The organism is Lutibacter sp. A64 (assembly GCF_022429565.1).
In the GTDB taxonomy this organism is placed as follows: Bacteria; Bacteroidota; Bacteroidia; order Flavobacteriales; family Flavobacteriaceae; genus Lutibacter.
In genome coordinates this window covers 2,023,096-2,049,525 of the sequence record NZ_CP092487.1, presented here as the reverse complement: position 1 = coordinate 2,049,525, position 26,430 = coordinate 2,023,096, and the positions used below count along the sequence as shown (strand labels likewise).

The following is a 26,430-nucleotide window of genomic DNA, read 5'->3' as shown; positions in this document are numbered from 1 at the left end:
ATACTAAAAAAATAAAGAAATGTTAAAAAGTAATATTGATAAATCAACAGATTTTGAAAAAAGGTTTGAGAATATTGAAACTAAAATTTTTGATAATTCTATAGTAGCTTCTAATGCTGTTGCACTTGAAATTGCAGATTTAATTAGAGTAAAACAAGCTCAAAAACAACCTTGTATCTTAGGTTTAGCAACAGGGTCTTCACCTAAAGGTTTATATGCCGAATTGGTAAGGTTACATAAAGAAGAAGGATTAAGTTTTAAAAATGTAATCACTTTTAATTTAGATGAATACTACCCAATGGAACCAGATTCTGTAAATAGCTATGTTCGCTTTATGAAAGAACATCTATTTAATCATGTAGATGTACTTCCAGAAAATTACCATATACCAGATGGAACGCTAGAAAAAAATGAAATTGCTGAATATTGTGCAGCTTATGAAGCTAAAATTAAATCATTAGGAGGTCTTGATTTACAAATCTTAGGAATTGGTGGAAATGGACATATTGGTTTTAACGAATCTGGATCATTACAAAACTCCAAAACACGTTTAGTAGCTCTAGATCATATTACAAGAGTAGCTGCAAGTAAAGACTTTTTTGGTTTAAGCAATACTCCAAGAACAGCAATAACACTTGGTGTTAAAAAAATTATGGAGGCAAAACGCGTAATTTTATTTGCTTGGGGTGAAGGAAAATCAAATATAATAAGAGAAGCTGTTGAAGGTCAAGTAACAAACCGTGTGCCAGCATCATTTTTACAAGAACATAACAACGCAACAATTGTTCTAGATAGAGAAGCTTCTTCAAAATTAACCAGAGTAAATACACCTTGGTTGGTAGAAAAAATAGTTTGGACAGATAAAGTAATTCGTAAAGCGGTATTAGGATTGGCTCAAAAAGTTTCAAAACCAATATTAATGTTAACAGATACAGACTATATTGAAAATGGATTGAGTGATTTATTAGCAGATTTAGGTCCAGCTTACGATATCAATATCAAAATATTTAACGATTTACAAAATACAATTACTGGTTGGCCAGGTGGAAAACCAAACTCAGACGATAGTAAAAGACCAGAAAGAGCTGAACCAGCTAAAAAAAGAATCTTAATTTTTAGTCCACACCCAGATGATGATATTATTAGTATGGGAGGAACCTTTATTAGGTTACAAAATCAAGGACATGAAGTGCACGTTGCTTATCAAACTTCTGGAAATATTGCTGTAACAGATAGTGAGGCCTTAAGGTATGCAAGTTTTGTATGTGATTATAACGAGAAATTTGGTATTAAAAGTGATGAAGCAGCTGCTATTTATAAAAAGGCTGTTAACTTCTTAAAAAATAAAAAAAATAGTGAAGTAGATATTCCTGAAGTTAGATATATAAAAGGAATTATTCGTAAAGGAGAAGCAAGAGCAACTGCACATTATATTGGATTGCCAGATGATCAAATTCACTTTATGGAATTGCCTTTCTATGAAACAGGTACTATTGAAAAACACCCACTAGGAGAAGAAGATGTTAAGTTAACTATGGAGTTGATCGAAAAAATAAAACCTCATCAACTTTATGCTGCTGGAGATTTAGCAGATCCACACGGTACTCATAAAGTATGTTTAGATGCAATTTTTGCTGCGGTAAAAAATCTAAAATCTAAGAAATTTATGAAAGATTGTTGGGTTTGGTTATACCGTGGTGCTTGGCAAGAATGGGGAATTGATGAAATTGAAATGGCAGTTCCAATGAGCCCAGACCAAGTATTAGAAAAAAGACATGGTATTTTTAAACACCAATCTCAAAAAGATGGCGTTGTATTTCAAGGGGTAGATGCTAGAGAGTTTTGGCAACGTGCAGAAGATAGAAATGAAGAAACAGCCGATTTATACCACGAGTTAGGTATGGCAAGATATGCGGCTATGGAAGCATTTGTACGTTGGAGATTTTAATTAAAAAATAATATAAATGTCATTAATAAAATCAATTTCAGGAATAAGAGGTACTATTGGAGGTAAAGTTAATAATAATTTAACTCCAATAGATGCTGTAAAATTTGCCGCTGCTTATGGTATGTGGCTTAAAAATAATTCAGAAAAAGATAAATTAAAAGTTGTTGTAGGTAGAGACGCCAGAATTTCTGGTGAAATGGTTAGTAGCTTAGTTTGTAATACGCTAGTTGGATTAGGAATTGATGTTGTAGATGTAGGTTTATCAACTACACCTACAGTTGAAGTTGCTGTGCCTTTAGAAAGTGCAGATGGTGGAATTATAATTACTGCAAGTCATAACCCAAAACAATGGAATGCACTTAAATTATTGAATAAAAAAGGAGAGTTTCTCAATGGTGTTGAAGGTGAAAAAGTATTAAATATTGCAGAAAATGAAGCCTTTTTATTTGCCGAAGTAGATGATTTAGGGAAGTATGAAAAAAATGAGCAATATATAGAAAAACATATTTCTGAAGTCTTAAACTTACCTTTAGTTACTGTTGAAGCTATTAAAAATGCTAATTTTAAAGTTGTTGTTGATGCTGTTAATTCTACAGGTGGTATTGCAATTCCAGCTTTGTTAAAAGAGCTTGGTGTTGAATGTGTAGAATTGTATTGTACACCAAACGGACAGTTTCCACACAATCCAGAGCCTTTAAAAGAGCATTTATCAGCCATTTCAGAATTGGTTGTTAAAGAAAAAGCAGATTTAGGTATTGTGGTTGATCCAGATGTAGATAGGTTAGCTTTAGTTTGTGAAGACGGCTCTATGTTTGGTGAAGAATACACATTGGTTGCTTGTGCAGATTATGTACTCGGAAAAACAAAAGGAAATACAGTCTCTAACTTATCTTCATCAAGAGCTTTAAGAGATATTACAGAAAAACATGGTGGAACATACCAAGCAAGTGCCGTTGGAGAGGTAAATGTTGTAGAACTGATGAAAGCTTCAAATGCTATAATTGGTGGTGAAGGAAACGGAGGAATTATTTATCCAGAATCACACTATGGAAGAGATTCACTAGTTGGTGTAGCCTTATTTTTATCGCATTTAGCAAGTTTAAAAATTTCTTGTAAACAGTTACGTGATAGTTATCCAAATTATTTTATGAGTAAAAATAAAATTCAATTAACTCCTGAAATTAATGTAGATGCTATTTTAGAAAAAATGGCTTCAAACTATAAAAATGAGGATATTAGTACTATAGATGGTGTTAAAATTAATTTTGCTTCAGAATGGGTGCATTTAAGAAAATCTAATACAGAACCAATTATTAGAATTTATACTGAAAGTACTTCTCAAAATAAAGCCGATAATTTAGCTGTACGTATTATTGATGAAATTAAAGAAATAATTTAGAAGATAAGATTTTAAATATTAAAATTTAATAATAGTTGTTTAGATTCCCCTAATCTTTCGCTGGAAGATAAGGGGAATTTTTTTGTAAATTATTGATGTTTCTATAGATACTAGTAATCAAACGATGATTTTGTTATTGTTTTTACCAGCAATATAACAGCTCCTACTAAACATATTTATAATATTAAAAAACGTAGATTAAATTAAAATTAACCTTTAAAAGTGTTAACTACCAAGACTTTCCATTTAAATATGTTTTTTCAATTTGATGATTTCCAAAAGAATACGGTATAAATCCATATGAGTTAATTGGTTTTGTAAGTATTAAATTTGCTTGTTTCCCTACAGTAATAGAACCAACTTCTTTTTCCAATCCCATAGCATACGCCCCATTAATTGTGGCGGCGTTTATTGCTTCTTCTGGTGTCATTTTCATTTTAATACAAGCAGTAGAAACTACAAAATTCATATTTCCAGAAGGTGTTGAGCCAGGATTGTAATCGGATGCCAAGGCTATTGGTAAGCCTGCATCTATCATTTTTCGTGCTGGCGTGTAGGGAATACTTAAAAAATAAGAACAGCTTGGTAAAGCTACAGGCATTGTTTGGGTGTTTTTTAAAATTTCTATATCATCATTGTGCATTATTTCTAAATGATCTACAGATAATGCATTGTAATTTACACCAGTTTTAATACCTCCAATAGCATTAAATTGATTTACATGTATTTTTGGAATAAGTCCATATTGTTTCCCCGCTTCAAGTATAAATGCAGTATCTTTAACTGAAAAGTAGCCAGTTTCACAGAAAATATCTATATAATCAGCTAGTTTTTCTTTTGCAATTGTTGGAAGTATTTCATCAACTAACATTTGTAAATATGCTTGTTTTTTATCTTTATAAATTACTGGAATAGCATGTGCACCTAAAAATGTTGCTTTTATCGGGATTGGATACTGTTCTTTTAGTTGTTTTATTACACGCAACATTTTTAATTCTGCTTCAGCTGTTAAACCGTAACCAGATTTAATTTCAATGGCGCCAGTGCCTAATTTAATCACTTCTTCTAAACGGATTTTACTTTGCTGGTATAATGCTTCTTCTGAAATTTCTTGTAATTTTTTTGACGAATTTAAAATTCCACCTCCTTTATTCGCAATTTCTTCATAAGATAATCCGTGTATTCTATCAACAAATTCTCCTTCTCTATTTCCAGCATATACAATATGTGTGTGTGAATCGCACCAAGAAGGGAGTATCATTTTTCCTGTAGCATCAACAACTTCATCTACAGAAATATTAGGACAAACATTCATTTTTCCAAAATTAGAAATTCTTCCATTTTCAACTAATAAATAAGCGTTTTTAATGCTTGGTAATTCCTTCATTTCTACTCCAGATAAAAATGAAACTGAATGATCTCTAATTTGTATTAACTCTTTTATGTTTTTAAATAAAGTACGCATTTAGTTTTATTCTTTTTGATGTTTAAAGATACAATTTGTTGTTTAGAAACTGATTGCTTAAATGTTTTTAACTTTAGTAAACCTAACAGGTTTTAGAAACCTGTTAGGTTTTTTGTGCTATTAATATCAGTTTTGTCATTCCTGTGAAAACAGATAAACCTTTAGGTTCAGCGGAGCTAATCCATACTCTATGAAAATGGATACCTCCCTCCGTAGTTATGACAGTTTATATTAAACTTTTACGTCATGCTAAACTTGTTTAGCTACGCTGAATCTTCGATTTCAGCATCTCATCCTTCCGCTAGCAATATGCGACCCTGAAACAAGTTTAGGGTGACGGATTTTTAATAAATTTACTTAAACAAATCCTTCAAAATGTTATCCTCAACACTATTTGGTAACGTAATTTTTAAATCGGATCTTCGTTCCATTTCTCGTTTTATAGCAAATAGGGCTTCATCATTTCTTGCCCAGCTTCTGCGAGCAATCCCGTTATTTACATCATAAAATAACATGTTTTTTAGTTTTTTTTCTGCTTCTTTTGTTCCGTCTAACAACATTCCAAAACCACCATTAATAACTTCACCCCAGCCAACGCCACCACCGTTGTGGATTGAAACCCAAGTTGCGCCTCTAAAACTATCACCAATTACATTTTGAATCGCCATGTCAGCCGTAAATTTACTTCCGTCGTAAATGTTGCTGGTTTCTCTGTACGGAGAATCTGTGCCACTAACATCATGGTGATCTCTTCCTAAAACTACAGCTCCAATTTCACCATTTGCAATCGCATTATTAAAAGCTTCCGCAATTTTTGCTCTTCCTTCAGCATCGGCATATAAAATACGTGCTTGAGAACCAACTACTAATTTATTGGTTTTCGCATTTTTAATCCAGGTAATATTATCTTGCATTTGTAATTGAATTTCCTTTGGAGAATTTTTCATGATTTTAGATAAAATACGCATAGCAATAGCGTCTGTTTTATCTAAATCTTCTGATTTTCCTGAAGTGCACACCCATCTAAAAGGTCCGAAGCCATAATCAAAACACATAGGTCCTAAAATATCTTGCACATAAGAAGGGTATTTAAAATCGATATTATTTTTAGCAAATATGTTCGCTCCAGCGCGAGAAGCTTCCAATAAAAATGCATTTCCATAATCGAAAAAGTAGGTGCCTTTTGCAGTATGTTTGTTAATTGCATTTGTTTGACGCACTAACGATTTTTGTACGTGTTTTTTAAACTTTTCTGGATTGTTCCGTATTAAATCATTGCTTTCTTTATAGGTTAATCCAACTGGATAATAACCGCCGGACCAAGGATTGTGTAATGAAGTTTGGTCGGATCCAACATGAACATAAATATTTTCAGTATCAAAACGTTCCCAAACATCAACAATATTTCCAATAAAGGCAATTGAAATAATTTCTTGTTTTTTTTGAGCTTCTTGTACTCGAATAACTAGTTCATTTAAGTCATCAATAAGTATATCTACCCAACCTTGTTCGTACCTTTTTGTAGCTGCATTTGCATTAACTTCAGCACAAACAGTTATACAACCTGCAATATTTCCTGCTTTTGGTTGTGCACCGCTCATTCCTCCTAAACCAGAGGTTAAAAATATTTTTCCAGCGGGATTTTCACCTATTTTTAAAATTTTTCTAAAGGCATTCATTACCGTGATTGTAGTTCCGTGTACAATTCCTTGCGGACCAATATACATAAACGAACCCGCAGTCATTTGTCCATATTGCGTAACTCCAAGTGCATTAAATTTTTCCCAATCGTCTTGTTTAGAATAATTTGGAACCATCATTCCATTAGTAACTACAACTCTAGGCGCATCTTTTGAAGAAGGAAATAAACCCATTGGATGACCAGAATACATGTTTAATGTTTGTGTATCAGTCATTGTAGCTAAATACTGCATTGTTAAAAGGTATTGTGCCCAATTTTGAAAAACAGCACCATTTCCGCCGTAGGTAATTAATTCATTAGGGTGTTGTGCTACCGCTGGATCTAAATTATTTTGAATCATTAACATAATTGCAGCAGCTTGTTGCGATTTTGCAGGATATGCGGTAATTGGACGCGCATACATTTTATAATTTGGTTTAAAACGATGCATATAAATACGGCCAAATGTTTTTAATTCTTCGGCAAATTCTTCTGCTAACTCTTGATGCCATTTTTTTGGAAAGTAACGCAAAGCATTTTTAATGGCTAATTGCTTTTCTTCTAAAGAAAGAATGTCTTTACGTTTTGGAGCAGGATTTCCATTTGTTGGATATGGCTTTTTCTCTGGTAATTCCGAAGGAATTCCTTGTAGAATTTCAGTCTGAAAATTGGTGTTTGTTGTAATCATATTATTTTTTTTGATTTACCTTAAGAATCCTAAATTTATATTTTGCTTCGACTTTTGTTTAGAAATCTCATAGTAGTGTGTGACCCTGAATCAAGTTCAGGGTGACGTTTATATTTTAATAAGTTTCAAATTCAGCATCATATTCGCTGTAGCAATTGTTTTCTTCTGAAGTGATTTCTAATAATGTATTAGATTTTAGTAGGGTAATTGCCTTTTCAATATCCAAAGCAAATACACGATCTTCAGTTGTGTGTTCAATTTTAGACCGAATAAGTTGATGCACTTTGTTTAATACCTTACTAGAATGTAAGGGTTTTCTAAAATCAAAAGCTTGTGCTGCACATAGCATTTCAATAGCTAATATTTTTTCTAAATTATTGAGCACTCTCAACGCTTTTCTTCCAGAAATTGATCCCATACTAACGTGATCTTCTTGTCCTAATGATGTTGGAATACTATCGGCACTAGCAGGAAAACACAAGCCTTTGTTTTCGCTTACTAAGGCAGCAGTTGTGTATTGTAAAATCATAAAGCCAGAGTTTAAACCAGAATCTTTTATTAGTAGGCGAGGCGTGCCATCGTATTTACCTTCCAAAGATAAATAGGTTCTTCTGTCTGAGATACTACCTAGTTCTGCGGCAGCTAAACAAGCATAATCAAGTGGCATAGCTAAAGGTTGGCCGTGAAAACTTCCGCCACTAATAATTAAATCTTCTGAAATTATTATAGGGTTGTCTGTAACCGAATTCAATTCGGTTTCAACAACTTCTTTTAAATGCAGCCAAGCATTCCTAGAACTTCCGTGAACTTGTGGAATGCAGCGCATAGAGTATGGGTCTTGTACTTTTCCGCAGTTGGTATGTGAATTTCCTATTTCAGAATCTTTTAAAAAGGTTCGCATTCTTGCAGCTACATGAATGTTTCCCTTATAAGGTCTTGTTTGGTGTAATTTTCTATAAAAAGGTGTTTGAGACCCCATTAAACCTTCAATCATTAAACTTCCAATTAAATCGGCGTGCGATAGACATTTATACATTTTATCAACCACCATTACAGCGTGCGCTAATATAAATTGCGTACCATTTATTAATGCCAAGCCTGCTTTTGGATGCAATGCTATCGGTTCTAAATTAAATTTTTTTAAAATAATTGATGTTTCAAAAAGTTCATCTTTATAATATACCTGTCCTTCTCCAATTAGCGGTAAGAATAAGTGAGCTAAAGGACATAAATCTCCAGATGCTCCAACAGAACCTTGTTCGGGAACCATTGGAATTGCATCATTTTCTATATGCCATAAGATACGCTTTAAAACGGTTGAAGATATTCCTGAAAAGCCCTGAGATAACGAATGTACTTTTAAAATTAACATTAATTTGGCCAAGTCTTTTTCTATAGGTTTTCCTACACCAACTGAATGACTTAGTAATATTTTACGTTGCAATTCACTTGTTTTATCTTTTGAAATTCGGGTATCGCATAAAGGTCCGAAACCTGTGTTTATACCGTATACAGCTTTGTCTTTCTTAGCTGTTTCTAAAACAATTTTATGGCAAGCCTCAATTTTAGTAAAGGCTTCATCTGTAAGGGTTGCTTTAAGTTCTCCATTTAAAATTTGTAAAACTTTACCAACTGTAAGTGAGTCTATTCCGTAGTGAAACATATCTGTTTATGGTTTTATATTCACAAATTTAACATTATATTTGATGCTTAACAATACTATTAATACATCTAACTAATAACTATGAGTTATCAAATTGAAATAAGACATCTTAATTATTTTTTGGCAGTTGCAGAAGAATTACATTTTAGAAAAGCAGCTGATAAGTTGTTTATTTCACAGCCTGGATTAAGCAGGCAAATAAAGCAGTTAGAGGCAGATTTAGGCGTTGCCTTGTTTGAAAGAAATAATAGAAATGTAACTTTAACCAAAGCTGGTGAGTATCTTCAAAAGGAGGTTGGTAAACATTTAAGGATGTTAGATACTATTTTAAATACTACAAAGCGTATTAATGATGGGGTAGAAGGAAATTTAAATTTTGGATATGTAGGTTCTGCAATGCAGTATATTATTCCTGAGTTATTGGTTCAAATTAGAAATGAATATCCTAATATTCATTTTAGTTTAAAAGAAATGGACAATCAAAAGCAGGTAGATAATTTACAAATGCAAGAGATTGATATTGGATTTGTAAGATTGGAACGTGTGCCAAACGATTTAGAAATTACCCCCATAGAAGAAGATACTTTTTCGCTAGTTTTACCAGTAAATCACGCTATAAATTCTGAAAACTTTACAGATTTATCTCAGTTAAGAAGCGAATCTTTTATTATGTTTGACCCTTCTTATAGTCCTAATTATTATCAAAAAATAATGCAAATTTTTGATTATTGGGGGTTTACTCCAATTGTTTCTCATAGAACGGTTCATGCATCTTCAATTTATAAATTAATTGAACATAATTTTGGAATTTCAATAGTGCCGAGTTCTTTGCAGATTGGAAATACGAATAGTGTTAAGTTTATAGAATTAAAACATATACCACAACGTACCACATTATCAGCAATATGGAATAAAAATAATAGCAATCCAATTTTAGCTAAAATTTTAGAGTTTATTTTTGAGAAAAGCAAGGTTAAATAACTAATCAATTGTAAATTTTAAGAGGTAACATTTTGCTAGTTAGTTTAAAATAAAATTTAACAGTTTAATTGTATAATAAAATACAAAATACTCCAAAATAGAACGGTTCTAAAAGTAAATTTTCTTATTTTTAAACTTTTAAAAAAAATAAATTTATAGAGTGCTACTGTAAAAGTATCTGTCTGATAATTAGTAATTTAAAAATAAAACCCGATTGCATGTTAAAACAACTCTTATTAAGTATGCCAAAACAAATGATCTATATAATATTGTTAGTAGTTGTTTATGGGTGTAATACTAATGAAAAATATAGTGCGGTAAGTACACCAACTGAAGCATCAACATTTGTAGGTTCAATTAGTTGTAAAGAATGTCATCAGCAAGAATATGAAAGTTGGGAAGGTTCCCATCACGATCAAGCAATGAAATTTGCGGGGCAGCATGCAATTTTAGGCGATTTTGATAATGCTACTTTTACGCATAAAAATGTGAAAAGTACTTTTTTTAAAAAAGATGGTGATTATTATGTAAATACGCAAGGAGCCGATGGAGCATACCGAGATTATAAAATAATTTACACTTTTGGAGTTACACCTTTACAACAATATATTGTTAAACTAGAGAATGGAAAATTTCATTGTTTAATTACTGCTTGGGATTCTGTAGAAAACAAATGGTACCATTTACAACCAGATTTAGATATTGCAACAGAAGAATGGATGCATTGGACAGGTGGTTCTATGAACTGGAATAATATGTGTGCAGACTGTCATTCTACCAATGTACATAAAAATTATGATGGAGAAACAGATACCTATACCACTACTTTTAGTGAAATAAATGTAAGCTGTGAAGCTTGCCACGGACCTTCAAGTGCACATGTAGATTTTTATGAAAAAGAGCTTACTGGCACTCCTCCAAAAATGCATATGGGAACTAATTTGAGTTCTAAAGATTTAGTGCAACAATGTGCTCGTTGTCATTCTAGAAGATCACAATTTACAGATTATTATGATTATGAAGGTCATTTTCTGGATCATTACAACCCACAATTATTAACAGATCCTACTTATTTTGTTGATGGGCAAATTAGAGATGAGGATTATGTATATGCATCTTTTATGCAAAGTAAAATGTATGCTGAAGGAATTTCGTGTAGAGATTGTCACGATGTACACTCTATGGAATTAAAAATACAAGGAAATAACCTTTGTTTAACTTGCCATGTTCCTAGTTATAATACTCCTGAACATCATTTTCACGAAGTAAATACAGAAGCTTCACAATGTATAAATTGCCATATGACAGGTAGAATTTACATGGGAAATGATTTTAGAAGAGACCACAGTTTTAGAAATCCGAGACCAGACCAAACTGAAAAATACGGTACGCCAAATGCTTGCAATTCTTGTCATACAGATAAAAGCGCTAAATGGGCAGCAGATTTTGTAAGAGAAAAATATGGAGAAGAACGTGCAGATCATTTTTCAGACCATCTTTTAGAAGGGTTTCATAATGATAAAAAAGGCTATGAAACAGTATTTAGCAACACTAATTACCCTGAAATTGCTAGAGCAACAGCTATAAACCAATATATGACACATCAAGTAACACTTGAAGATGTAAATAACTTACTTCAGTATTTAAAAGATTCTTCGGCATTGGTTAGAAACGAAACTGTAAAAGCATTAGAATCAACTAGAAGCCCAGAGTTTGCAAATGATGTAGCGCCTATGTTAAAAGACTCTATACGTTTGGTAAGAATTTCTGCAGCAAGGTATTTTAATTTGCTTGGAATTGATAAGTTAGAGGATGTTGCTTATAAGAATGCAACAAAAGAATATTTAAAAGATTTAGAGTATAATTTAGATTTTGCTTCTGGAAACCATCAAAAAGCAATCTATTATCAATCTAAAAACAATACAGAAGCAGCTATAAAACATTATGAAAGAGCTATTGAAATAGATAATTATTTTAATATGTCTAGAATGAATTTAGCTTTAATTTACTATCAAATAGGTAGAGTTAAAGAAAGTGAAGCTCTTTATTTAAAAGTAGTAGAACAAGAACCAGAATTTAGTTCGTCATACTATATGCTTGGATTGTTGTATAACGAAACTGGTGATACCGAAAAATCTATGAAATATTTAGAGCTTGCAACTAAAAAAGAGCCTAGAAATTCAAGTGTGTTTTACAATTATGCATTGATGCTTCAAAAAGCTGGAGACAATAAAAAATCTATTGAAATAATAAATGAAGGTTTAGAGTTTTTTCCAAATACAGAAAGATTGTTGTATGTTAAATTATTAGGACAGTTAAATTTAGATAACAGCGCAGCGGCTAAAGTTACCTGTTCTGCATTGTTGAAAATTGCTCCAGAAAACACCGATTATTTAAATATTTTAAAAAGCTTAGAATAGTTTTCTTCTAAAATGTATTGTACGTTGTTTAAGCACTAATTAACAGTAAAAAAATAAAATGCATTATGTCTCATAAACCATTTCAATTTAAACAATTTGCAATTCAGCAAGATAAAACGGCTATGAAAGTTGGTACAGATGGTGTTTTGTTAGGCGCTTGGGTAACTGTAGACTCAAATCCTTTTAGTATTTTAGATGTTGGAGCTGGAACCGGATTAATAGCTTTAATGTTAGCACAAAAAAGCAATGCAGAATTAATAGATGCTGTAGAGTTAAATAACGATGCTTATGAGCAAACCGTAGCCAATTTTGAAGAAAGCAGTTGGGGCGATAGATTGTTTTGTTACCATGCTTCTTTACAAGAATTTGCTGAAGAAATTGATGATACGTACGATTTAATAGTTTCTAATCCGCCGTTTTATACTTCTACGTATAAAGAGTTAGAAAGTGAGCGGGCAATGGCCAGGCATACCGAAACATTAAGTTATAGAGAATTGTTACAAGGGGTTTCTAAATTATTAGCTAAACAGGGAAATTGTGCATTTATAATTCCTTTTAATGAGGAAGTTGATTTTATTAAAATTGCTACTGAGTTTAACTTGTTTCCTAATAGAATAACCCATGTAAAAGGAACTGAGACCTCAAAAATAAAACGCAGTTTATTACAATTTTCTTTTGAAGAAAAAGTTATTGAAAAAAGTGAGCTTATTATTGAAATTGAACGTCATAAATATACAGCCGATTATATAAATTTAGTGCAAGATTTTTATTTAAAAATGTAATTTTCACTTTGTTTATAACAACTATTAAAAACTACAAAATTAAATTAAGTTTAACTAACCTTATTTATTTTATCATCCATTTCTTTTTTTAAATTAGTTGCAGCTATATAGATACTGATATTCTTTCTTATAAAATATAAAGGGACTATAACTACAACCATTATTGGAAGGGTATATATAAACTCTGTTTCATCAAAATAATCTAAACCATCATTTAATATTGAAATTAATTGAAACAGGTAAGTTGCTATTGGAATTATTAAAGCGTGGCTCCACCATTTACTGTGAGTAATGTATAATAATGTGAGTAAAAAAAGGGGAACAAATTTGCTAAAAATATAATAAATATAAACATCTAATGTTTCAAAATAACCGGCATTAATTGTTCCAAAAACAGTGTCGTATTCTGTTAAGTTTTCTGGAATTTGTACGTGAAAATATAAAAGATAGGGAATGGTAATAATTAGTATCGCAAGTATACTTTCATAAAATAAATATTTTTTTTTAGTAGATTTCATTATAATTTAGATATTAATTAAATATGAAATAAAGAGAATTGTTGTCAACAATAAAACCGTATCTAAATTTACAAAGAATTATTTAATATGCTTGCTTGCTTTTAATGAGAATACATAAAAATTAACCAATGATACTTTCTGGGTTGTAGCCTAAATAGGTTGTGTTTTTGTGTTTAAATACAATTCCGTTTTCTTCAAGTTCTTTTAAAATAGGTTCGTATATGTTTTTTTTAATTGGAATAATAACACCAGTTGTTTTTATTTGTTTATTTAGTATTTTTAAAGTTGCAATGGCAACAGGTAAGCCAACAGTTTTTGCCATAGCGGTATAGGTTTGGTTATCTCCAATACATACCATACTACTTTCAATCTGATGTTGTTTTCCATTGAGTTCATAACCAAAAAGATGTTGCATAACAATCATATCTTTGTCATTTTCTTTTAGGGTCCAACTGTCTTTTAATATTTTTTCAAGAATTTGCGCGGGTGTTGCATTTTTTAAACCTACTTTTTTTGTAGCATCAAAAAGGTTTAATTCTAATAACTTTTCCCAAAGAATATCGTCTTGATCAATTTTTAAATAATGTCTAAGTTTTAATTCAACAGAATCATAGGGGTTATATGCTAAAAACGAATTGGTAAAATCCCGGTAACTCATAGTTTCAGAATCTTCAATTATGTAGCTATCGTCTGTCATACCCAATTGCACAAAAATATTCCAAGCTTTAGAAAAGCCAACGCGTCTAATAGTGCCTCTATATAATGTTAAAATATTTTCTAAACCATAAATGTTTCTATATTTTAAAGAATCTCTATTTGCATAGGCTTCAAATTTTCCAAATCCATCTATATTTAATAGTTCAGTACGTCTAAATAATTTATGATACGGAATGTATTTGTATTTTCCTTCTTGAATAAATTTAGAGACACCACCTTGTCCAGCTAATACAACGTTTCTAGGATTCCAAGTAAATTTATAATTCCACAAGTTATCGTCGCTTTCTGGGGCAACTAAGCCGCCACAAAACGATTCGAAAAGAAGCATTTTACCACCTTGTTCAGAAATACGATCAATAATTTGCATAGCGCTCATATGATCTATTCCTGGATCTAGTCCAATTTCATTTAAAAAAGTAAGGCCTTTAGTTTTTACGTCAGTATCTAAGGCTTGCATTTCTTTTGAAATATAAGAGGCTGTAACCATATTTTTACCATACTTTAAACAATCTTTGGCAATATTAATATGTAAATGTGCCGGTAGCATAGAAACAACAATACTGGCATTTTTTATTGCTGTTGCTCTTTCGGTGTCGTTAAAAATATTCAAACTAATGGCTGTGCCGTTTGTATGCTGTTGAATTTTATTTTTAGCCTGTTCAAGAGAAACATCAGCAACAATTATGTGCAGATTTTCAGAAGCAGATTTATTTAATAAATATGTTATTAAAGATGATGAAGATTTACCAGCTCCAATTATTAATATGTTTCGCATAGTAAATTTTTAGATATTTTTAATATTAAACTATTCTTCTATACTTGCTATTTCATCTAAAATTTTTTTAGCTTTATCAACATCAGAGATGTCTACTTTAAGTTTATAACCTTCAACAAAAGCAGTACCAATAGAGGTGGCTATATTTTGATCGATTATATAACTCTCAATATCTTCATTAGCAAGCACTGCTTTTGCTATATGAACTTCATGAATTAAACTAGCTGTTAAAACTGTGACTAATGATTTTGATGTATCTTCCATAATATTATATTTTAAGTTATTAAAAAATCAATCTATTATAATTTTCTTAACATTTTAAATTAATTACTTAAAGATAAGAATATTATATTTGAATGTATCATAAATAGTTAAATTAGATTGTTAAGATTTTAATAAAATGAATAAAAACCTAATACTTACAGCAATTATTGGTGCACTAACAATTATTTTAGGAGCCTTTGGAGCACATACATTAGAAGATATTTTAACGGCTGATCAACTTAAGAGTTTTGAAACAGCTGTACGTTATCAAATGTTTCATGTGTTGGCTTTATTGTTTGTTAATACATATAGTGCATTTAATTCTAAAACTAAAAATACGATTAGTGTTTTATTCTTTATTGGAATTTTATTTTTTTCGGGATCAATATATGCAATAACTTTAGGTGTAAATGCTAAAACTATTTGGTTTATAACACCAATAGGAGGTTTATTGTTTGTTATTGGTTGGCTTAAAATGGCACTATCTTTTTATAAAAAAGAGTAAAAACTGTTAATAATAAAAAGATGCAATAGGATATTTATATGAAAGTTAATTTTATAGATTGATCGTTTTTTTAAATTAAAAAGTACAAATTAGAAAAATACGATTTTTTTTAATGTTTTTTGAAAACGTTTTCGCAAAAACATAGTAAAAGGTATTTTAGGTTAAGTTACTGATGGTTAAATAGTTGAATATTGAAAACGTTTTAGTAAATAGTCTTTTTTTACTGATATATGTCATAAGCTTGTACCTTTAAATATTCGTAAATTTGTTAAAGAAATAATAGAAATAATTGAAAATAATAATAAAATAAAAAACAACGAAAATGCAAGTATTAAGAGACTCAGTTGTAGAAGCTTTAAAAAATATTGGCTTAACAAAAAAGAACGAAATTATTTACAATCCATCTTATGAAGAATTATTTGAAGCAGAAATGGATCCTTCTTTAGAAGGTTTCGAAAAAGCTCAATTAACAGAATTAGATGCTGTTAATGTAATGACAGGTAAATTTACAGGTCGTTCTCCTAAAGATAAATTTATCGTAAAGGATGATATTACAAAAGATACTATGTGGTGGAATTCACCTCAAGCTCCTAATGACAACAAACCAACTACACAAGCTGTTTGGAATGATTTAAAAGCATTAGTTGTTGAAGAATTAGATGGGAAAAGATTATTTGTAGTTGATACTTTTTGTGGTGCTAACCCAGATTCAAGATTAAAAGTACGTTTTGTAGTGGAAGTTGCTTGGCAAGCTCACTTTGTAACTAATATGTTTATTAGACCAACTGCAGAAGAATTAGAAACTTACGGAGAACCAGACTTCACAGTATTAAATGGTTCTAAAACAACAAACCCAAACTGGAAAGAGCACGGATTAAATTCTGAAGTATTTACAGTATTTAACTTAACTGAGAAAATGCAAGTAATTGGAGGATCTTGGTATGGTGGTGAAATGAAAAAAGGAATTTTTGCAATGATGAACTACTATTTACCATTAAAAGGTATGGCTGCAATGCACTGTTCTGCTAATGTTGGTAAAGATGGAGATACTGCAATTTTCTTTGGATTATCAGGAACTGGTAAAACTACCTTATCTACAGATGCTAGCCGTCAATTAATTGGTGATGATGAGCACGGATGGGATGATGAAGGTGTATTTAACTTTGAAGGTGGTTGTTATGCAAAAACAATTAACTTAGATAAAGAAGCTGAACCAGAAATTTATGGAGCAATTAAACGTAACGCTCTTTTAGAAAATGTAACTGTTGATGAAGATGGTAAAATTGATTTTACAGATGATTCTGTAACTCAAAACACACGTGTTTCTTACCCAATTAATCATATTGAAAACATTGCTGTTCCTTCAAAAGCTGGAGCTGCTAAAAAAGTAATTTTCTTATCTGCTGATGCATTTGGAACATTACCTCCAGTTTCTAAATTAACTCCAGAGCAAACTAAATATCACTTCTTATCTGGATTTACAGCAAAATTAGCTGGTACTGAAAGAGGTATTACTGAACCAACTCCAACATTCTCTGCTTGTTTCGGAGCTGCTTTCTTATCGTTACACCCAACAAAATACGGTCAAGAATTAGTTAAAAAAATGGAAGCTAATGGAGCAGAAGCTTATTTAGTAAACACAGGATGGAACGGATCAGGAAAACGTATTTCTATTAAAGATACAAGAGGAATTATCAATGCTATTTTAGACGGTTCTATTGAAAAAGCGGAAACTAAAAACATTCCAATTTTTAATTTAGAAGTACCAACTGCTTTACCAGGAGTAGATCCTAATATATTAGATCCTAGAGATACTTATGAAGATGCATCTGATTGGGAAACAAAAGCAACTAAATTAGCAGGATTATTTATCAAAAACTTTGAGAAATATACTGATAATGAAGAAGGAAAAGCGCTAGTAGCAGCAGGACCACAATTATAATAAATAACTGTTATATAATTAAAAAGCTCGCCATTTGGCGAGCTTTTTTTATATTGAAAATTAAGTTTTAAAAAAACTGTCGTTTTAAATAAAGGGTCTAATTATTATAACAAGTATTTTTAAAATAAACCGTTTATTTGAGCATCAATTTTATCAATTATCAACCCTAAATCTTCTGGATTTGAAACAAAATCCAAATTATCAACATCAATAATTAATAATTTTCCTTTGGTGTATTTAGTAATCCAAGCTTCATAACGTTCGTTTAACCTGCTTAAATAGTCTATGCTAATAGAATTTTCATAGTCTCTACCTCTTTTATGAATTTGACCAACCAATGTTTGTATAGAAGCTCTTAAATAAATTAATAAATCTGGAGGAGTTACCAAGCGTTCCATAAGTTCAAAAAGAGAATCGTAATTTTTGTAATCTCTATTAGGCATTAAACCCATAGCATGTAAATTTGGGGCAAAAATACGGGCATCTTCATAAATAGTTCTATCTTGAATAATGTTTTTACCACTTTCACGAATTTCTAATATTTGACGAAATCTACTATTTAAAAAATATACCTGTAAATTAAAAGACCAACGCTCCATTTCCCCGTAAAAATCATCTAAATAAGGGTTTTCTTCTACAGATTCAAAATGTGGTTCCCAATTGTAATGTTTTGCTAAAAGCTTGGTTAAAGTTGTTTTACCAGCTCCTATGTTACCTGCAATGGCTACGTGCATAATAGTTTTTATTATAAAAAATTAAAAGGCTAAAGTACTTAATTTTTTTATGAATAAACAATGCCAATTTAAATTTAAAGGAGGAACAATTAATTTTAAGTTTAAAAAAGGTTTGTAAATACTTATTTTAGAATGGTATTCAATTAAAATCAAAAAGTTGCGATGTAAAAAGAAATCTACCTTTTAGCAGGTAGGTTTAGTATAACTGTATTTTATAATATTATAAATATTTAATAAATTAATTTATAGCCGTAACCTCTAACATTAATAATTTGTATTGAAGGGTCTAGTTTTAATTTTTTTCGAAGTTTAGTTATAAAAACATCCATACTTCTAGCATTAAAAAAATCATCGTCTCCCCATAATTTTTTTAAAATAGTTGAGCGATCTAAAATTTGATTTTTATTTAGAGCTAAATGGTGTAGTAAATGTGCTTCTCTATGGGTTAAGTTTTCTATATGTGTGTCGAGTTGTAAGGTTTGTTTTTTTAAATCAAAAATAAATTTTCCAAGCTGAATTGGGTCTGTACTGTTAGTGTTTTTACTTCGTTTTAAAAGTGCATTAATTCTAACAATAAGCTCTTCCATACTAAAAGGCTTCTTTAAATAATCGTTACCACCAATATTAAAGCCTTTAACTACATCTTCGGTTAAAGATTTAGCTGTTAAAAAAATAATAGGAATATCTTGATCTTCTTTTCGTATTTCTTCAGCAAGTGTAAAACCATCTTTTTTTGGCATCATAATATCCAAAACTAATAATAGTGGTTTTTCAGATTTATAAGTAGTGTAAGCTTCTTCACCGTCTGCACATAGCAGCACTTCAAAATTTCTAGTTTCTAAACTTTCTTTAATAATTTGCCCTAAAGAAGGTTCGTCTTCAGCTAATAGTATTTTTATCGATTTAGACATTTAAAAGTTCAATTTTAAATAAGGTGTTATTTTTTTTATCGTAAATAATATCAATACTTCCACCGTGTTTTTCAATAATATTTTTGGTGTAATACAGTCCAATTCCAAAGCCTTTTACATTGTGGGTGTTACCCGTTGGAATTCTATAAAATTGTTCAAAAACTTTTTCTTTTTGTGTTTTATGAATTCCTTTTCCATTGTCTTCAATTAAAATAATAATTTTAGATGCTTTAGAAGATAAATTTACCGAGATTTTATCTCCACCATATTTTATAGCATTATCAATAATATTTCCAATGGCATTTTCAAAATGAAATGGATCAAGATTTAAAATGGTATGTTCGCAATTGGTATTAAAAGTAATTTGCTTATCGGTACTAATTAATTTGTATTTTTCAATTACATTTTTAACCAGTTCGGTAATGTTGATAGCTTCCTTGGTTAAAACAAGGTTTTCGTTATTTATGGATGCGGTTTCTAATATTTTTTCAACCATAGTATGGAGTTTTTGAACCTGAGAATTGGCAATGCCAATGTATTTTTCAGATTTCACTTTATCATCCAATGCGTTAAAGTTTTTCATTGCTTCTAAGGCTGTTGAAATAGTTGCAATGGGTGTTTTAAACTCGTGTGTTATATTGTTTATTAAATCGTTTTTTACTTCTGCTAGTTGCTTTTGTTTGTATATTGTTTTTAGTAAATATACTAAACTTGCAATAACGCTTAAAGATAGTAAAAGTGAGAGTAATATGCTAATGTATGATTTTTGTAAAAGCAGTCGTGTTTCGTTGGTGAAAAATAATTTTAAAGTGCTTCTGTGTGGTAGAAAAGTAGATTTTGAAGTCGCTGTTAAATGTTTATTTGGAAATTTATCTAAGTTAAAATCAATAGTTTTTGGCAGAATACTATCTTTTGAATAATTTTTCTTGAGGTATTTATATTTTAAGCCATACGTAACATCAATATTATTTCTTTTAAATTCTTCATTTAAGTAACTGTCTAACTTTTCTAGATCTAAGGTGTCTCTAGATATAGAAATAAAAACTTTTGAAATTAAACTATCTATATTTTTCGGGAAGTTTTTGTCACTAGTAAAAAAAGGATATTGCCCATAATTATGATTTTTTAATAATAAAGGTTTACTACTATCCTTTTTAATTAAGTTTTGTAAGGTGCTATCAATTTTTTTTCTAAATCCGTAGCGCGAATTTGTTTTTACAACAATAGTATCAATTTTGTTTTCAGAGTTTAAAGTGTCTGTAGAAGCGTAAGTTATAATTCCAGATTTTGTAATATTTGCAAAATAAGTTTCTACAGAGTTGTCTAAACTCAGTTGTACCTTGCTAATTAAATTTTGTTTGTTTGCTTGGTATTCTTTATAGTTCCAATAAACTTGTGCGGCAATTGTAACCAAGATGGTAATACCAATAAAATAAACTACATATTTGTAATTTTGCTTTTCCATTGTTCAAAGTTAAGTACATAAAGTCTATAATCCCAATTGGTTAACAGTAGTTAACACTAATTAACTTTAGGTTACCTAGTATGTAATTATATTTGTATCTAAAATAACAATAAAAATCATAAATAATGAAATCAATTCTTTTAAAAAGTATCACCGTTATAGTATTACTTGTAAGTACAGCAGTTTTTGCTCAAGACTTTCAAGGAATTGCTACCTATCAAACAAAAACAACTTTAGATATAGATTTTGAAAGTAGTGGAATTCCTGCTGATAGAATTAAATTTATTAAAGAAAGAATGAAAAGTCAGCTAGAAAAAACATACACCTTAACATTCGATAAAACAGCTTCAATTTATAAAGAAGAAGTAACTCTAGATCAAAGCGCTGGTGGTGGAAGAGGTGGTTTTCGTCTTGGAGCAATAAGTGGTGGAGCTACAGGAGATTATTATAAAAACACACAAACTAAGTCAGCTGTAAAAGAGAATGAATTTAGTGGTAAAAACTTTTTAATAAAAGATGCCTTAAAAGATTACGAATGGAAGATGGAGCAAGAAACCAAAATGATTGGTGAAAATATGTGTTTTAAAGCTACAACAGTTATTGAGGTTCCTGTACAACCAGAATTTAGATTTGATAGAAGAGGTGGTCCTGGACAAAATAACAATGCTGAAGAAGAGGAAGAAAAAGAGGAAGCGCCTAAAACAGAAGAGGTTGTTGTAACAGCTTGGTATGCTTTAAATATTCCAGTAAGTCACGGTCCTTCAGATTTTTGGGGATTACCAGGTCTTATTCTAGAAGCATCTTATGGAAATACGGTTGTTTTATGTACTAAAATAGTAATCAACCCTAAAGATAAAATTGAGCTTAAAGAACCAACAAAAGGTAAAGAAGTTACTCAAGCAGAATACGACGAAATTATTGCTGAAAAAATGAAAGAAATGCAAGAGCGTTTTAGAAATGAACGTCAAAAAGGTGGGCAACCAGGCGGTAGAAGAAGAGGTTAAACGTATTAAACGAGAAGTTTAAATCTTGAAATAAAACCTATTAGGTCTATAAAAGCCAATACAATTCAATACAATTAAAACAATTTAAAATGAAAAAATACATAAGCTTGCTTATTTTTATGGCAGCTCCATTTTTTGTGATTGCACAAAATATAAAGTTAGAAGGAATCATAAAGAATGAAGCAGGTGAACCCCTAGAAATGGCAAATGTTATTGCTTTTAAAAAAGGTACAAAATTCTTACAATCGTATTCAATAACAGATGCTAAAGGGAATTATAAGCTTGCTTTAGAACAAGATGAAGCGTATACACTTAAGGTGAGTTATCTTGGTTTTGATACTCAAGATTTTGAAATTGATACAAACAATACAACAGCAGATTTTACCAAAGATTTTGTTCTAAAAGAATCTAGTGAATCTTTAAATACCGTTGAAATAACCTATGAAATGCCGGTGAAAATTGTTGGCGATACCATTGTGTATAATTCAGATTCGTTTACAACAGGGACAGAAAAAAAGTTAGAAGATGTGCTTGAAAAATTACCTGGAATTGATATTGATGACAATGGAGAGGTAGAAGTAGAAGGTAAAAAAGTGCAAAAAATATTGGTTGAAGGAAAAGAGTTTTTCGATGGAGATTCTAAACTAGCAACTCAAAATATACCAGCAAGTGCTATTGATAAAGTACAAGTGTTAAAAAATTATAACGAAGTTGCTGGAATGCGCGGTGTAACCAATAATGAAGATAATGTTGCTATCAATATTAAATTAAAAAAAGGTAAAAATAAATTTTGGTTTGGAGAAGTAAATGCCGGAGTAGGAGAAGATGATAAATACCTAGCAAAACCTAAACTGTTTTATTACAGTCCAGATAAGAGTATAAATATTTTAGCCGACTTTAATAATATTGGAGAAGCACCTTTTACCAGACAAGATTATTTTAGATTTACAGGTGGTTTGCGTAGTGCTATGAGCGGAAGCGGAACTAGTTTTAATGTTTCTACTGGAGGTGTCGGTTTTTTAACTACTCAAAATAATAGAGCGCAAGAAATTACATCAAAATTTGGAGCTTTAAACTTTGGCTTGTCTCCAAATAAAAATCTAGATTTAAACGGATTTGCAATTGTAAATCAATCTGAAACCGATTTATTAACTGCGTCAAATACGGTATATAATAAGTTGAATTTAACCGAAACTTCAGAAAACAAAGCGTATCAAGAAAGTAAATTAGGATTGCTAAAATTTAGTGCTACTTATAAACCAACTACAGATGTACATATAGATTATGACATTTTTGGTAAAATTTCTGAGCAAAATGAATTTCAAGATGTAACTTCTACAAGTAGAGATGCAGATACCTATCAAGAAGAAAAACCAGCTTCTTTAAATCAGAATTTTAACTTGTATTATACCATAGATGATAAAAATATTTTTTCTGCAGAAATGCAACATTTATATCAAAAAGACAAACCTTTGTACAATTCAATAGCTACTTTACAACCGTTTTTAGTATTGCCAACTTCAGAAGCTGAAAATTTCTTTGATATAGTTCAAGATAAAAAAATTACAACCAATAAATTTGATGCTAAGTTTGATTATTACTACCTGTTAACTCCAAAAAGTAATATTAATATTTCTTTAGGAACTACATTTAGTCATCAAAATTTAGATTCGCATATTTCTCAAAATTTAGATGATGGTTCTGTATTAGATTTTAACGATGCTGCTTTAAATAATGATGTGGTTTATAATTTTACCGACATGTTTTTAGGAGTGCATTATAAAATGGTTTCTGGAATTTTTACTTTTAATCCAGGGTTAAGCTTACATCAATACACAACAAAAGATACGCAGTTAGGTAGTGAAAATAAAGAAAATACTACCAAATTATTGCCAGATGTGTATGCGAGTTTACAATTGAAGTCTTCTGAAAGTTTGCGTTTTAATTACGCAATGACAACTCAGTTTACAGATATTGATAATATTGGTGAAGGGTATTTTTTAAATAATTACAATTCGCTTACACGCGGTAACAGAGATTTAGAAAGTGCCTTGTACCATACCTATTCATTAAGTTATTTTAGTTTTAGTATGTTTTCTTTTACAAATATTAATGCTTCTATTAACTATACTAAAAAAGATAATAGTATTAAAAATAATACAGAGTTAATTGGAATTGATAGAATTTCATACCCAGTAAATTCAAATTTAGCCGATGAAACAATGTCTGCTTCATTTAGATATGGAAAAACTTATAGTAAACTTAAAACAAATTTTTCTGCAAGAATTTCAAACTCTACGTTTAATAATATTGTAGATGATGAACTAATAAAATCAGAATCGTTATCACATAATTACCAAGCGAGTATTGCAACAAAGTTTAAAAATGCTCCAAATTTTGAAGTTGGATATCAAAAATCATTTTCAGACTATACAAGATCAAATAGTGAAACCGATAGGCCTTTTGCAAATTTTGAAGTAAGTTTCTTAAAAAACTTTATTTTAACTGCAGATTATAGTTATTACAGCTATAAAAATACTTTTGAAAATTCTAACAACGAAACTAAAAATACCTATTCGTTTTTAAATGCAAATTTGTACTACCAACAAGCAAATAGTAAGTGGGAATTTAAAATTTCAGCAAGTAACTTAACAGACAATACATCTATGAATACGGATAGTTATAACGAAATTACAGATAGTAATTCAACTTCGTTGTATTATATTCAACCAAGACTTTGGATGTTTTCTGTAAAATATAACTTATAATTAATTAATAATGAAAAGTAAAAAATCAACAAATTTTTATATGAGAATTGTACACCGGTATTTAGGTTTTTTTCTAATAGGTGTAATGAGTATGTATGCGGTAAGTGGAATTGTATTAATTTTTCGTGATACAGGTGCTTTTAAAGTTGAAAAGCAAAGAGAAAAGAAGTTACAGGCAAATTTAAATGTATTAGATCTTAGTAGAGAATTAAAAATGCGAAATCTTAAGATTAACAAAACTGAGAATGCTATACTTTATTTTGATAATGGTACTTATAATAGCATTACTGGAATTGCAAAATATACGTCAAAAGAACTTCCATTTGTGTTAGATAAAATTACGCATTTACATAAATCAAATACAAAAGGATCATTATACTGGTTAAATATATTCTTTGGGTTGTCATTATTGTTTTTTTCTATTTCTTCATTTTGGATGTTTTTACCAAAAACTAAAACTTTTAAAAAAGGAATGTACTTTACCCTTGGAGGAATTGTTTTAACACTCGTTTTAATTTTTATATAAGTTTTTACTAATGTCTTATTATTTTTATAAATCTTAAAGTTATTTGTTCTAAAATAAATACTTAGATTTATAAAAATAATAATTTGGCTAATGGCAATTAAAAGGCATCAATCTTTACAAGAGTTTTCTAAAGATCACCATCAAGCGTTATTGCTTTGTTGGAAAATTAAAGTTGGACTTTCTAAAAAAGTTGAAGTAGATAGAATTAAAACGTATGTTAATTGGTTTTATGAGACTCATATTTTAGAGCATTTTCAGTTAGAAGAACGCTATATGTTTCCAGTTTTGGGAGGTGAGCATCCCTTAATAATTCAGGCGTTAGAAGAACATAACTTAATAATAGCACTTTTTATCAATACTACAGAAATAGAAAATTCTTTAACTAGATTACACGTAAAGTTAAAAGAACACGTTCGTTTTGAAGAACGTATTTTGTTTAATGAAATTCAAGCTGTCGCTACAAAAGAACAATTAGAAGATATAGAAAAATTTCATAACGAAACTAAATTCGTTGATAATTTAAATGATGTATTTTGGAAGTAAATGCACTATTTTTAAAAAAAACTAAAATTACGCGTTGTGCTAAAAAGTTAACAGCGCATTTATCTTGCTATCATCCACATATTTTTGAAGTACTTTCCTTCCAGGTAAAAAAGATAAATCCATAATAAAATTAAAGCCAGCAATTTCAGCACCACATTTTAAAATTATTTCGGCGGCAGCGCGTGCGGTTCCTCCAGTTGCTAATAAATCGTCGTGTATCAACACTTTATCACCTGGATTAATTAAGCCTTTTTGTACTTGAATTTCATCTAAGCCATATTCTTTTTCAAAGGTTTGAGTAATAACCTCACCAGGTAGTTTTCCTGGTTTTCTAGCTAAAATCATAGGTGTTTTAGCAGCTTTTGCTAAATCAAATCCAAATAAAAAACCTCTAGCATCAAAACATAAAATTTTATTGAATAAGTAATCAGTATTTTGTTTTGGCAACAATTCTTGTAGGTAATGCGATGTAAGTACAGCTAATTCTGGTTTGTATAAAATACTTTGTACATCTTTAAAATTTACACCTTTCTCTGGCCAATCTGGAAACGTTTTAATTTCTTTTTTTAATAATTTTCTACAATCTTCAATTGTTGCTATGCGTTCTGTACTCATTAGAAAAATTTATAATTTTTTGGACTTTAAAAGTACTAAATTAGTTGTGAAATAGGTCTATTTTTACGGTTAAAAATGAAAAGGCTGTTTAGAAAATTTTCTAAACAGCCTTTTTT

Annotated in this window: 21 protein-coding genes; 11 read left to right on the top strand and 10 right to left on the bottom strand. The window is 30.2% G+C overall.

The annotated features are described in order from the left end of the window. Positions 1–19 precede the first annotated feature (19 nt). Positions 20–1,948, top strand: a complete 1,929-nt coding sequence (gene nagB / locus MKD41_RS08560; RefSeq protein ID WP_240241891.1) for a glucosamine-6-phosphate deaminase — start codon at positions 20–22, stop codon at positions 1,946–1,948. A 16-nt stretch (positions 1,949–1,964) separates the two neighbouring features. Next, positions 1,965–3,347: a phosphoglucosamine mutase gene (gene glmM, locus MKD41_RS08555; protein WP_240241890.1), complete on the top strand. Its 1,383-nt coding sequence runs from the start codon at positions 1,965–1,967 to the stop codon at positions 3,345–3,347. A gap of 229 nt (positions 3,348–3,576) precedes the next feature. On the opposite strand, the gene hutI is transcribed toward glmM, so the two are convergent. The 3 genes from hutI to hutH form a co-directional block, all read right to left on the bottom strand. Next, complete coding sequence (hutI, locus tag MKD41_RS08550; RefSeq protein WP_240241889.1) at positions 3,577–4,812, bottom strand: imidazolonepropionase; 1,236 nt, start codon at positions 4,810–4,812, stop codon at positions 3,577–3,579. Between the two features lie 353 nt (positions 4,813–5,165). Next, the gene (locus MKD41_RS08545; RefSeq protein WP_240241888.1) at positions 5,166–7,181 is read right to left on the bottom strand and encodes a urocanate hydratase; all 2,016 of its coding nucleotides are present in this window, start codon (positions 7,179–7,181) and stop codon (positions 5,166–5,168) included. Positions 7,182–7,296: 115 nt separating this feature from the next. Further along, positions 7,297–8,844, bottom strand: a complete 1,548-nt coding sequence (hutH, locus tag MKD41_RS08540; RefSeq protein ID WP_240241887.1) for a histidine ammonia-lyase — start codon at positions 8,842–8,844, stop codon at positions 7,297–7,299. A gap of 81 nt (positions 8,845–8,925) precedes the next feature. Between hutH and MKD41_RS08535 the strand changes: the two genes are divergently transcribed. From MKD41_RS08535 to MKD41_RS08525, 3 genes are all read left to right on the top strand, one after another. Beyond that, positions 8,926–9,825, top strand: a complete 900-nt coding sequence (locus MKD41_RS08535; protein ID WP_240241886.1) for a LysR family transcriptional regulator — start codon at positions 8,926–8,928, stop codon at positions 9,823–9,825. Positions 9,826–10,079: 254 nt separating this feature from the next. Then, a complete protein-coding gene (locus MKD41_RS08530; protein WP_240241885.1) occupies positions 10,080–12,245 on the top strand; it encodes a multiheme c-type cytochrome in 2,166 nt (721 codons plus the stop codon). 65 nt (positions 12,246–12,310) lie between these two features. Then, positions 12,311–13,027, top strand: coding sequence for a tRNA1(Val) (adenine(37)-N6)-methyltransferase (locus MKD41_RS08525; protein WP_240241884.1), 717 nt, complete (start codon positions 12,311–12,313; stop codon positions 13,025–13,027). 50 nt (positions 13,028–13,077) lie between these two features. Here the strand turns inward: MKD41_RS08525 and MKD41_RS08520 are convergent, their stop codons facing one another. The 3 genes from MKD41_RS08520 to MKD41_RS08510 all read right to left on the bottom strand — a co-directional run bounded on the left by MKD41_RS08520 (position 13,078) and on the right by MKD41_RS08510 (position 15,301). Further along, complete coding sequence (locus MKD41_RS08520) at positions 13,078–13,545, bottom strand: hypothetical protein (RefSeq protein ID WP_240241883.1); 468 nt, start codon at positions 13,543–13,545, stop codon at positions 13,078–13,080. Positions 13,546–13,666: 121 nt separating this feature from the next. Beyond that, positions 13,667–15,037, bottom strand: coding sequence for a saccharopine dehydrogenase family protein (locus tag MKD41_RS08515; protein WP_240241882.1), 1,371 nt, complete (start codon positions 15,035–15,037; stop codon positions 13,667–13,669). 30 nt (positions 15,038–15,067) lie between these two features. Then, positions 15,068–15,301 carry a putative signal transducing protein gene (locus MKD41_RS08510; protein WP_240241881.1) on the bottom strand — a complete coding sequence of 78 codons (234 nt, stop codon included), beginning with the start codon at positions 15,299–15,301 and terminating at the stop codon, positions 15,068–15,070. Positions 15,302–15,437: 136 nt separating this feature from the next. On the opposite strand from MKD41_RS08510, the gene MKD41_RS08505 reads away from it, so the two are divergent. Continuing rightward, positions 15,438–15,806 (top strand): DUF423 domain-containing protein, encoded by a 369-nt coding sequence (locus tag MKD41_RS08505; protein ID WP_240241880.1) that lies wholly within the window; start codon positions 15,438–15,440, stop codon positions 15,804–15,806. Positions 15,807–16,128: 322 nt separating this feature from the next. After that, on the top strand, positions 16,129–17,748 hold the full coding sequence (pckA, locus tag MKD41_RS08500; RefSeq protein WP_240241879.1) for a phosphoenolpyruvate carboxykinase (ATP): 1,620 nt from the start codon (positions 16,129–16,131) through the stop codon (positions 17,746–17,748). 119 nt (positions 17,749–17,867) lie between these two features. Here pckA and MKD41_RS08495 read toward each other — a convergent pair whose 3' ends face one another. From MKD41_RS08495 to MKD41_RS08485, 3 genes are all read right to left on the bottom strand, one after another. Beyond that, positions 17,868–18,482, bottom strand: a complete 615-nt coding sequence (locus tag MKD41_RS08495; protein WP_240241878.1) for a deoxynucleoside kinase — start codon at positions 18,480–18,482, stop codon at positions 17,868–17,870. Between the two features lie 230 nt (positions 18,483–18,712). After that, on the bottom strand, positions 18,713–19,393 hold the full coding sequence (locus MKD41_RS08490) for a response regulator transcription factor (protein ID WP_240241877.1): 681 nt from the start codon (positions 19,391–19,393) through the stop codon (positions 18,713–18,715). Then, entirely contained in the window at positions 19,386–20,858 is a 1,473-nt protein-coding gene (locus MKD41_RS08485; protein WP_240241876.1) for a sensor histidine kinase, read from the bottom strand. The genes MKD41_RS08490 and MKD41_RS08485 overlap by 8 nt, the downstream gene beginning before the upstream one ends. 125 nt (positions 20,859–20,983) lie before the next feature. Here MKD41_RS08485 and MKD41_RS08480 point away from each other — a divergent pair, with 125 nt between their 5' ends. The 4 genes from MKD41_RS08480 to MKD41_RS08465 all read left to right on the top strand — a co-directional run bounded on the left by MKD41_RS08480 (position 20,984) and on the right by MKD41_RS08465 (position 25,699). Beyond that, positions 20,984–21,862: a GLPGLI family protein gene (locus tag MKD41_RS08480; protein ID WP_240241875.1), complete on the top strand. Its 879-nt coding sequence runs from the start codon at positions 20,984–20,986 to the stop codon at positions 21,860–21,862. Positions 21,863–21,951: 89 nt separating this feature from the next. Beyond that, the gene (locus MKD41_RS08475) at positions 21,952–24,630 is read left to right on the top strand and encodes a TonB-dependent receptor (protein WP_240241874.1); all 2,679 of its coding nucleotides are present in this window, start codon (positions 21,952–21,954) and stop codon (positions 24,628–24,630) included. Positions 24,631–24,640: 10 nt separating this feature from the next. Continuing rightward, complete coding sequence (locus MKD41_RS08470; protein WP_240241873.1) at positions 24,641–25,156, top strand: hypothetical protein; 516 nt, start codon at positions 24,641–24,643, stop codon at positions 25,154–25,156. 90 nt (positions 25,157–25,246) lie between these two features. Further along, the gene (locus MKD41_RS08465) at positions 25,247–25,699 is read left to right on the top strand and encodes a hemerythrin domain-containing protein (protein ID WP_240241872.1); all 453 of its coding nucleotides are present in this window, start codon (positions 25,247–25,249) and stop codon (positions 25,697–25,699) included. A gap of 39 nt (positions 25,700–25,738) precedes the next feature. Here the strand turns inward: MKD41_RS08465 and MKD41_RS08460 are convergent, their stop codons facing one another. After that, positions 25,739–26,314, bottom strand: a complete 576-nt coding sequence (locus MKD41_RS08460) for an adenine phosphoribosyltransferase (protein ID WP_240241871.1) — start codon at positions 26,312–26,314, stop codon at positions 25,739–25,741. Positions 26,315–26,430 lie beyond the last annotated feature (116 nt).

Coding starts and splice junctions, on each gene's coding strand:
- MKD41_RS08525 (WP_240241884.1), top strand. CDS start 12,311: ATGTCTCATAAACCATTTCAATTTAAACAATTTGCAATTCAGCAAGAT.
- MKD41_RS08510 (WP_240241881.1), bottom strand. CDS start 15,301: ATGGAAGATACATCAAAATCATTAGTCACAGTTTTAACAGCTAGTTTA.
- MKD41_RS08535 (WP_240241886.1), top strand. CDS start 8,926: ATGAGTTATCAAATTGAAATAAGACATCTTAATTATTTTTTGGCAGTT.
- MKD41_RS08545 (WP_240241888.1), bottom strand. CDS start 7,181: ATGATTACAACAAACACCAATTTTCAGACTGAAATTCTACAAGGAATT.
- MKD41_RS08465 (WP_240241872.1), top strand. CDS start 25,247: ATGGCAATTAAAAGGCATCAATCTTTACAAGAGTTTTCTAAAGATCAC.
- MKD41_RS08505 (WP_240241880.1), top strand. CDS start 15,438: ATGAATAAAAACCTAATACTTACAGCAATTATTGGTGCACTAACAATT.
- hutI (WP_240241889.1), bottom strand. CDS start 4,812: ATGCGTACTTTATTTAAAAACATAAAAGAGTTAATACAAATTAGAGAT.
- MKD41_RS08515 (WP_240241882.1), bottom strand. CDS start 15,037: ATGCGAAACATATTAATAATTGGAGCTGGTAAATCTTCATCATCTTTA.
- MKD41_RS08460 (WP_240241871.1), bottom strand. CDS start 26,314: ATGAGTACAGAACGCATAGCAACAATTGAAGATTGTAGAAAATTATTA.
- MKD41_RS08490 (WP_240241877.1), bottom strand. CDS start 19,393: ATGTCTAAATCGATAAAAATACTATTAGCTGAAGACGAACCTTCTTTA.
- MKD41_RS08480 (WP_240241875.1), top strand. CDS start 20,984: ATGAAATCAATTCTTTTAAAAAGTATCACCGTTATAGTATTACTTGTA.
- pckA (WP_240241879.1), top strand. CDS start 16,129: ATGCAAGTATTAAGAGACTCAGTTGTAGAAGCTTTAAAAAATATTGGC.
- MKD41_RS08530 (WP_240241885.1), top strand. CDS start 10,080: ATGATCTATATAATATTGTTAGTAGTTGTTTATGGGTGTAATACTAAT.
- MKD41_RS08520 (WP_240241883.1), bottom strand. CDS start 13,545: ATGAAATCTACTAAAAAAAAATATTTATTTTATGAAAGTATACTTGCG.
- glmM (WP_240241890.1), top strand. CDS start 1,965: ATGTCATTAATAAAATCAATTTCAGGAATAAGAGGTACTATTGGAGGT.
- MKD41_RS08475 (WP_240241874.1), top strand. CDS start 21,952: ATGAAAAAATACATAAGCTTGCTTATTTTTATGGCAGCTCCATTTTTT.
- MKD41_RS08485 (WP_240241876.1), bottom strand. CDS start 20,858: ATGGAAAAGCAAAATTACAAATATGTAGTTTATTTTATTGGTATTACC.
- MKD41_RS08495 (WP_240241878.1), bottom strand. CDS start 18,482: ATGCACGTAGCCATTGCAGGTAACATAGGAGCTGGTAAAACAACTTTA.
- nagB (WP_240241891.1), top strand. CDS start 20: ATGTTAAAAAGTAATATTGATAAATCAACAGATTTTGAAAAAAGGTTT.
- MKD41_RS08470 (WP_240241873.1), top strand. CDS start 24,641: ATGAAAAGTAAAAAATCAACAAATTTTTATATGAGAATTGTACACCGG.
- hutH (WP_240241887.1), bottom strand. CDS start 8,844: ATGTTTCACTACGGAATAGACTCACTTACAGTTGGTAAAGTTTTACAA.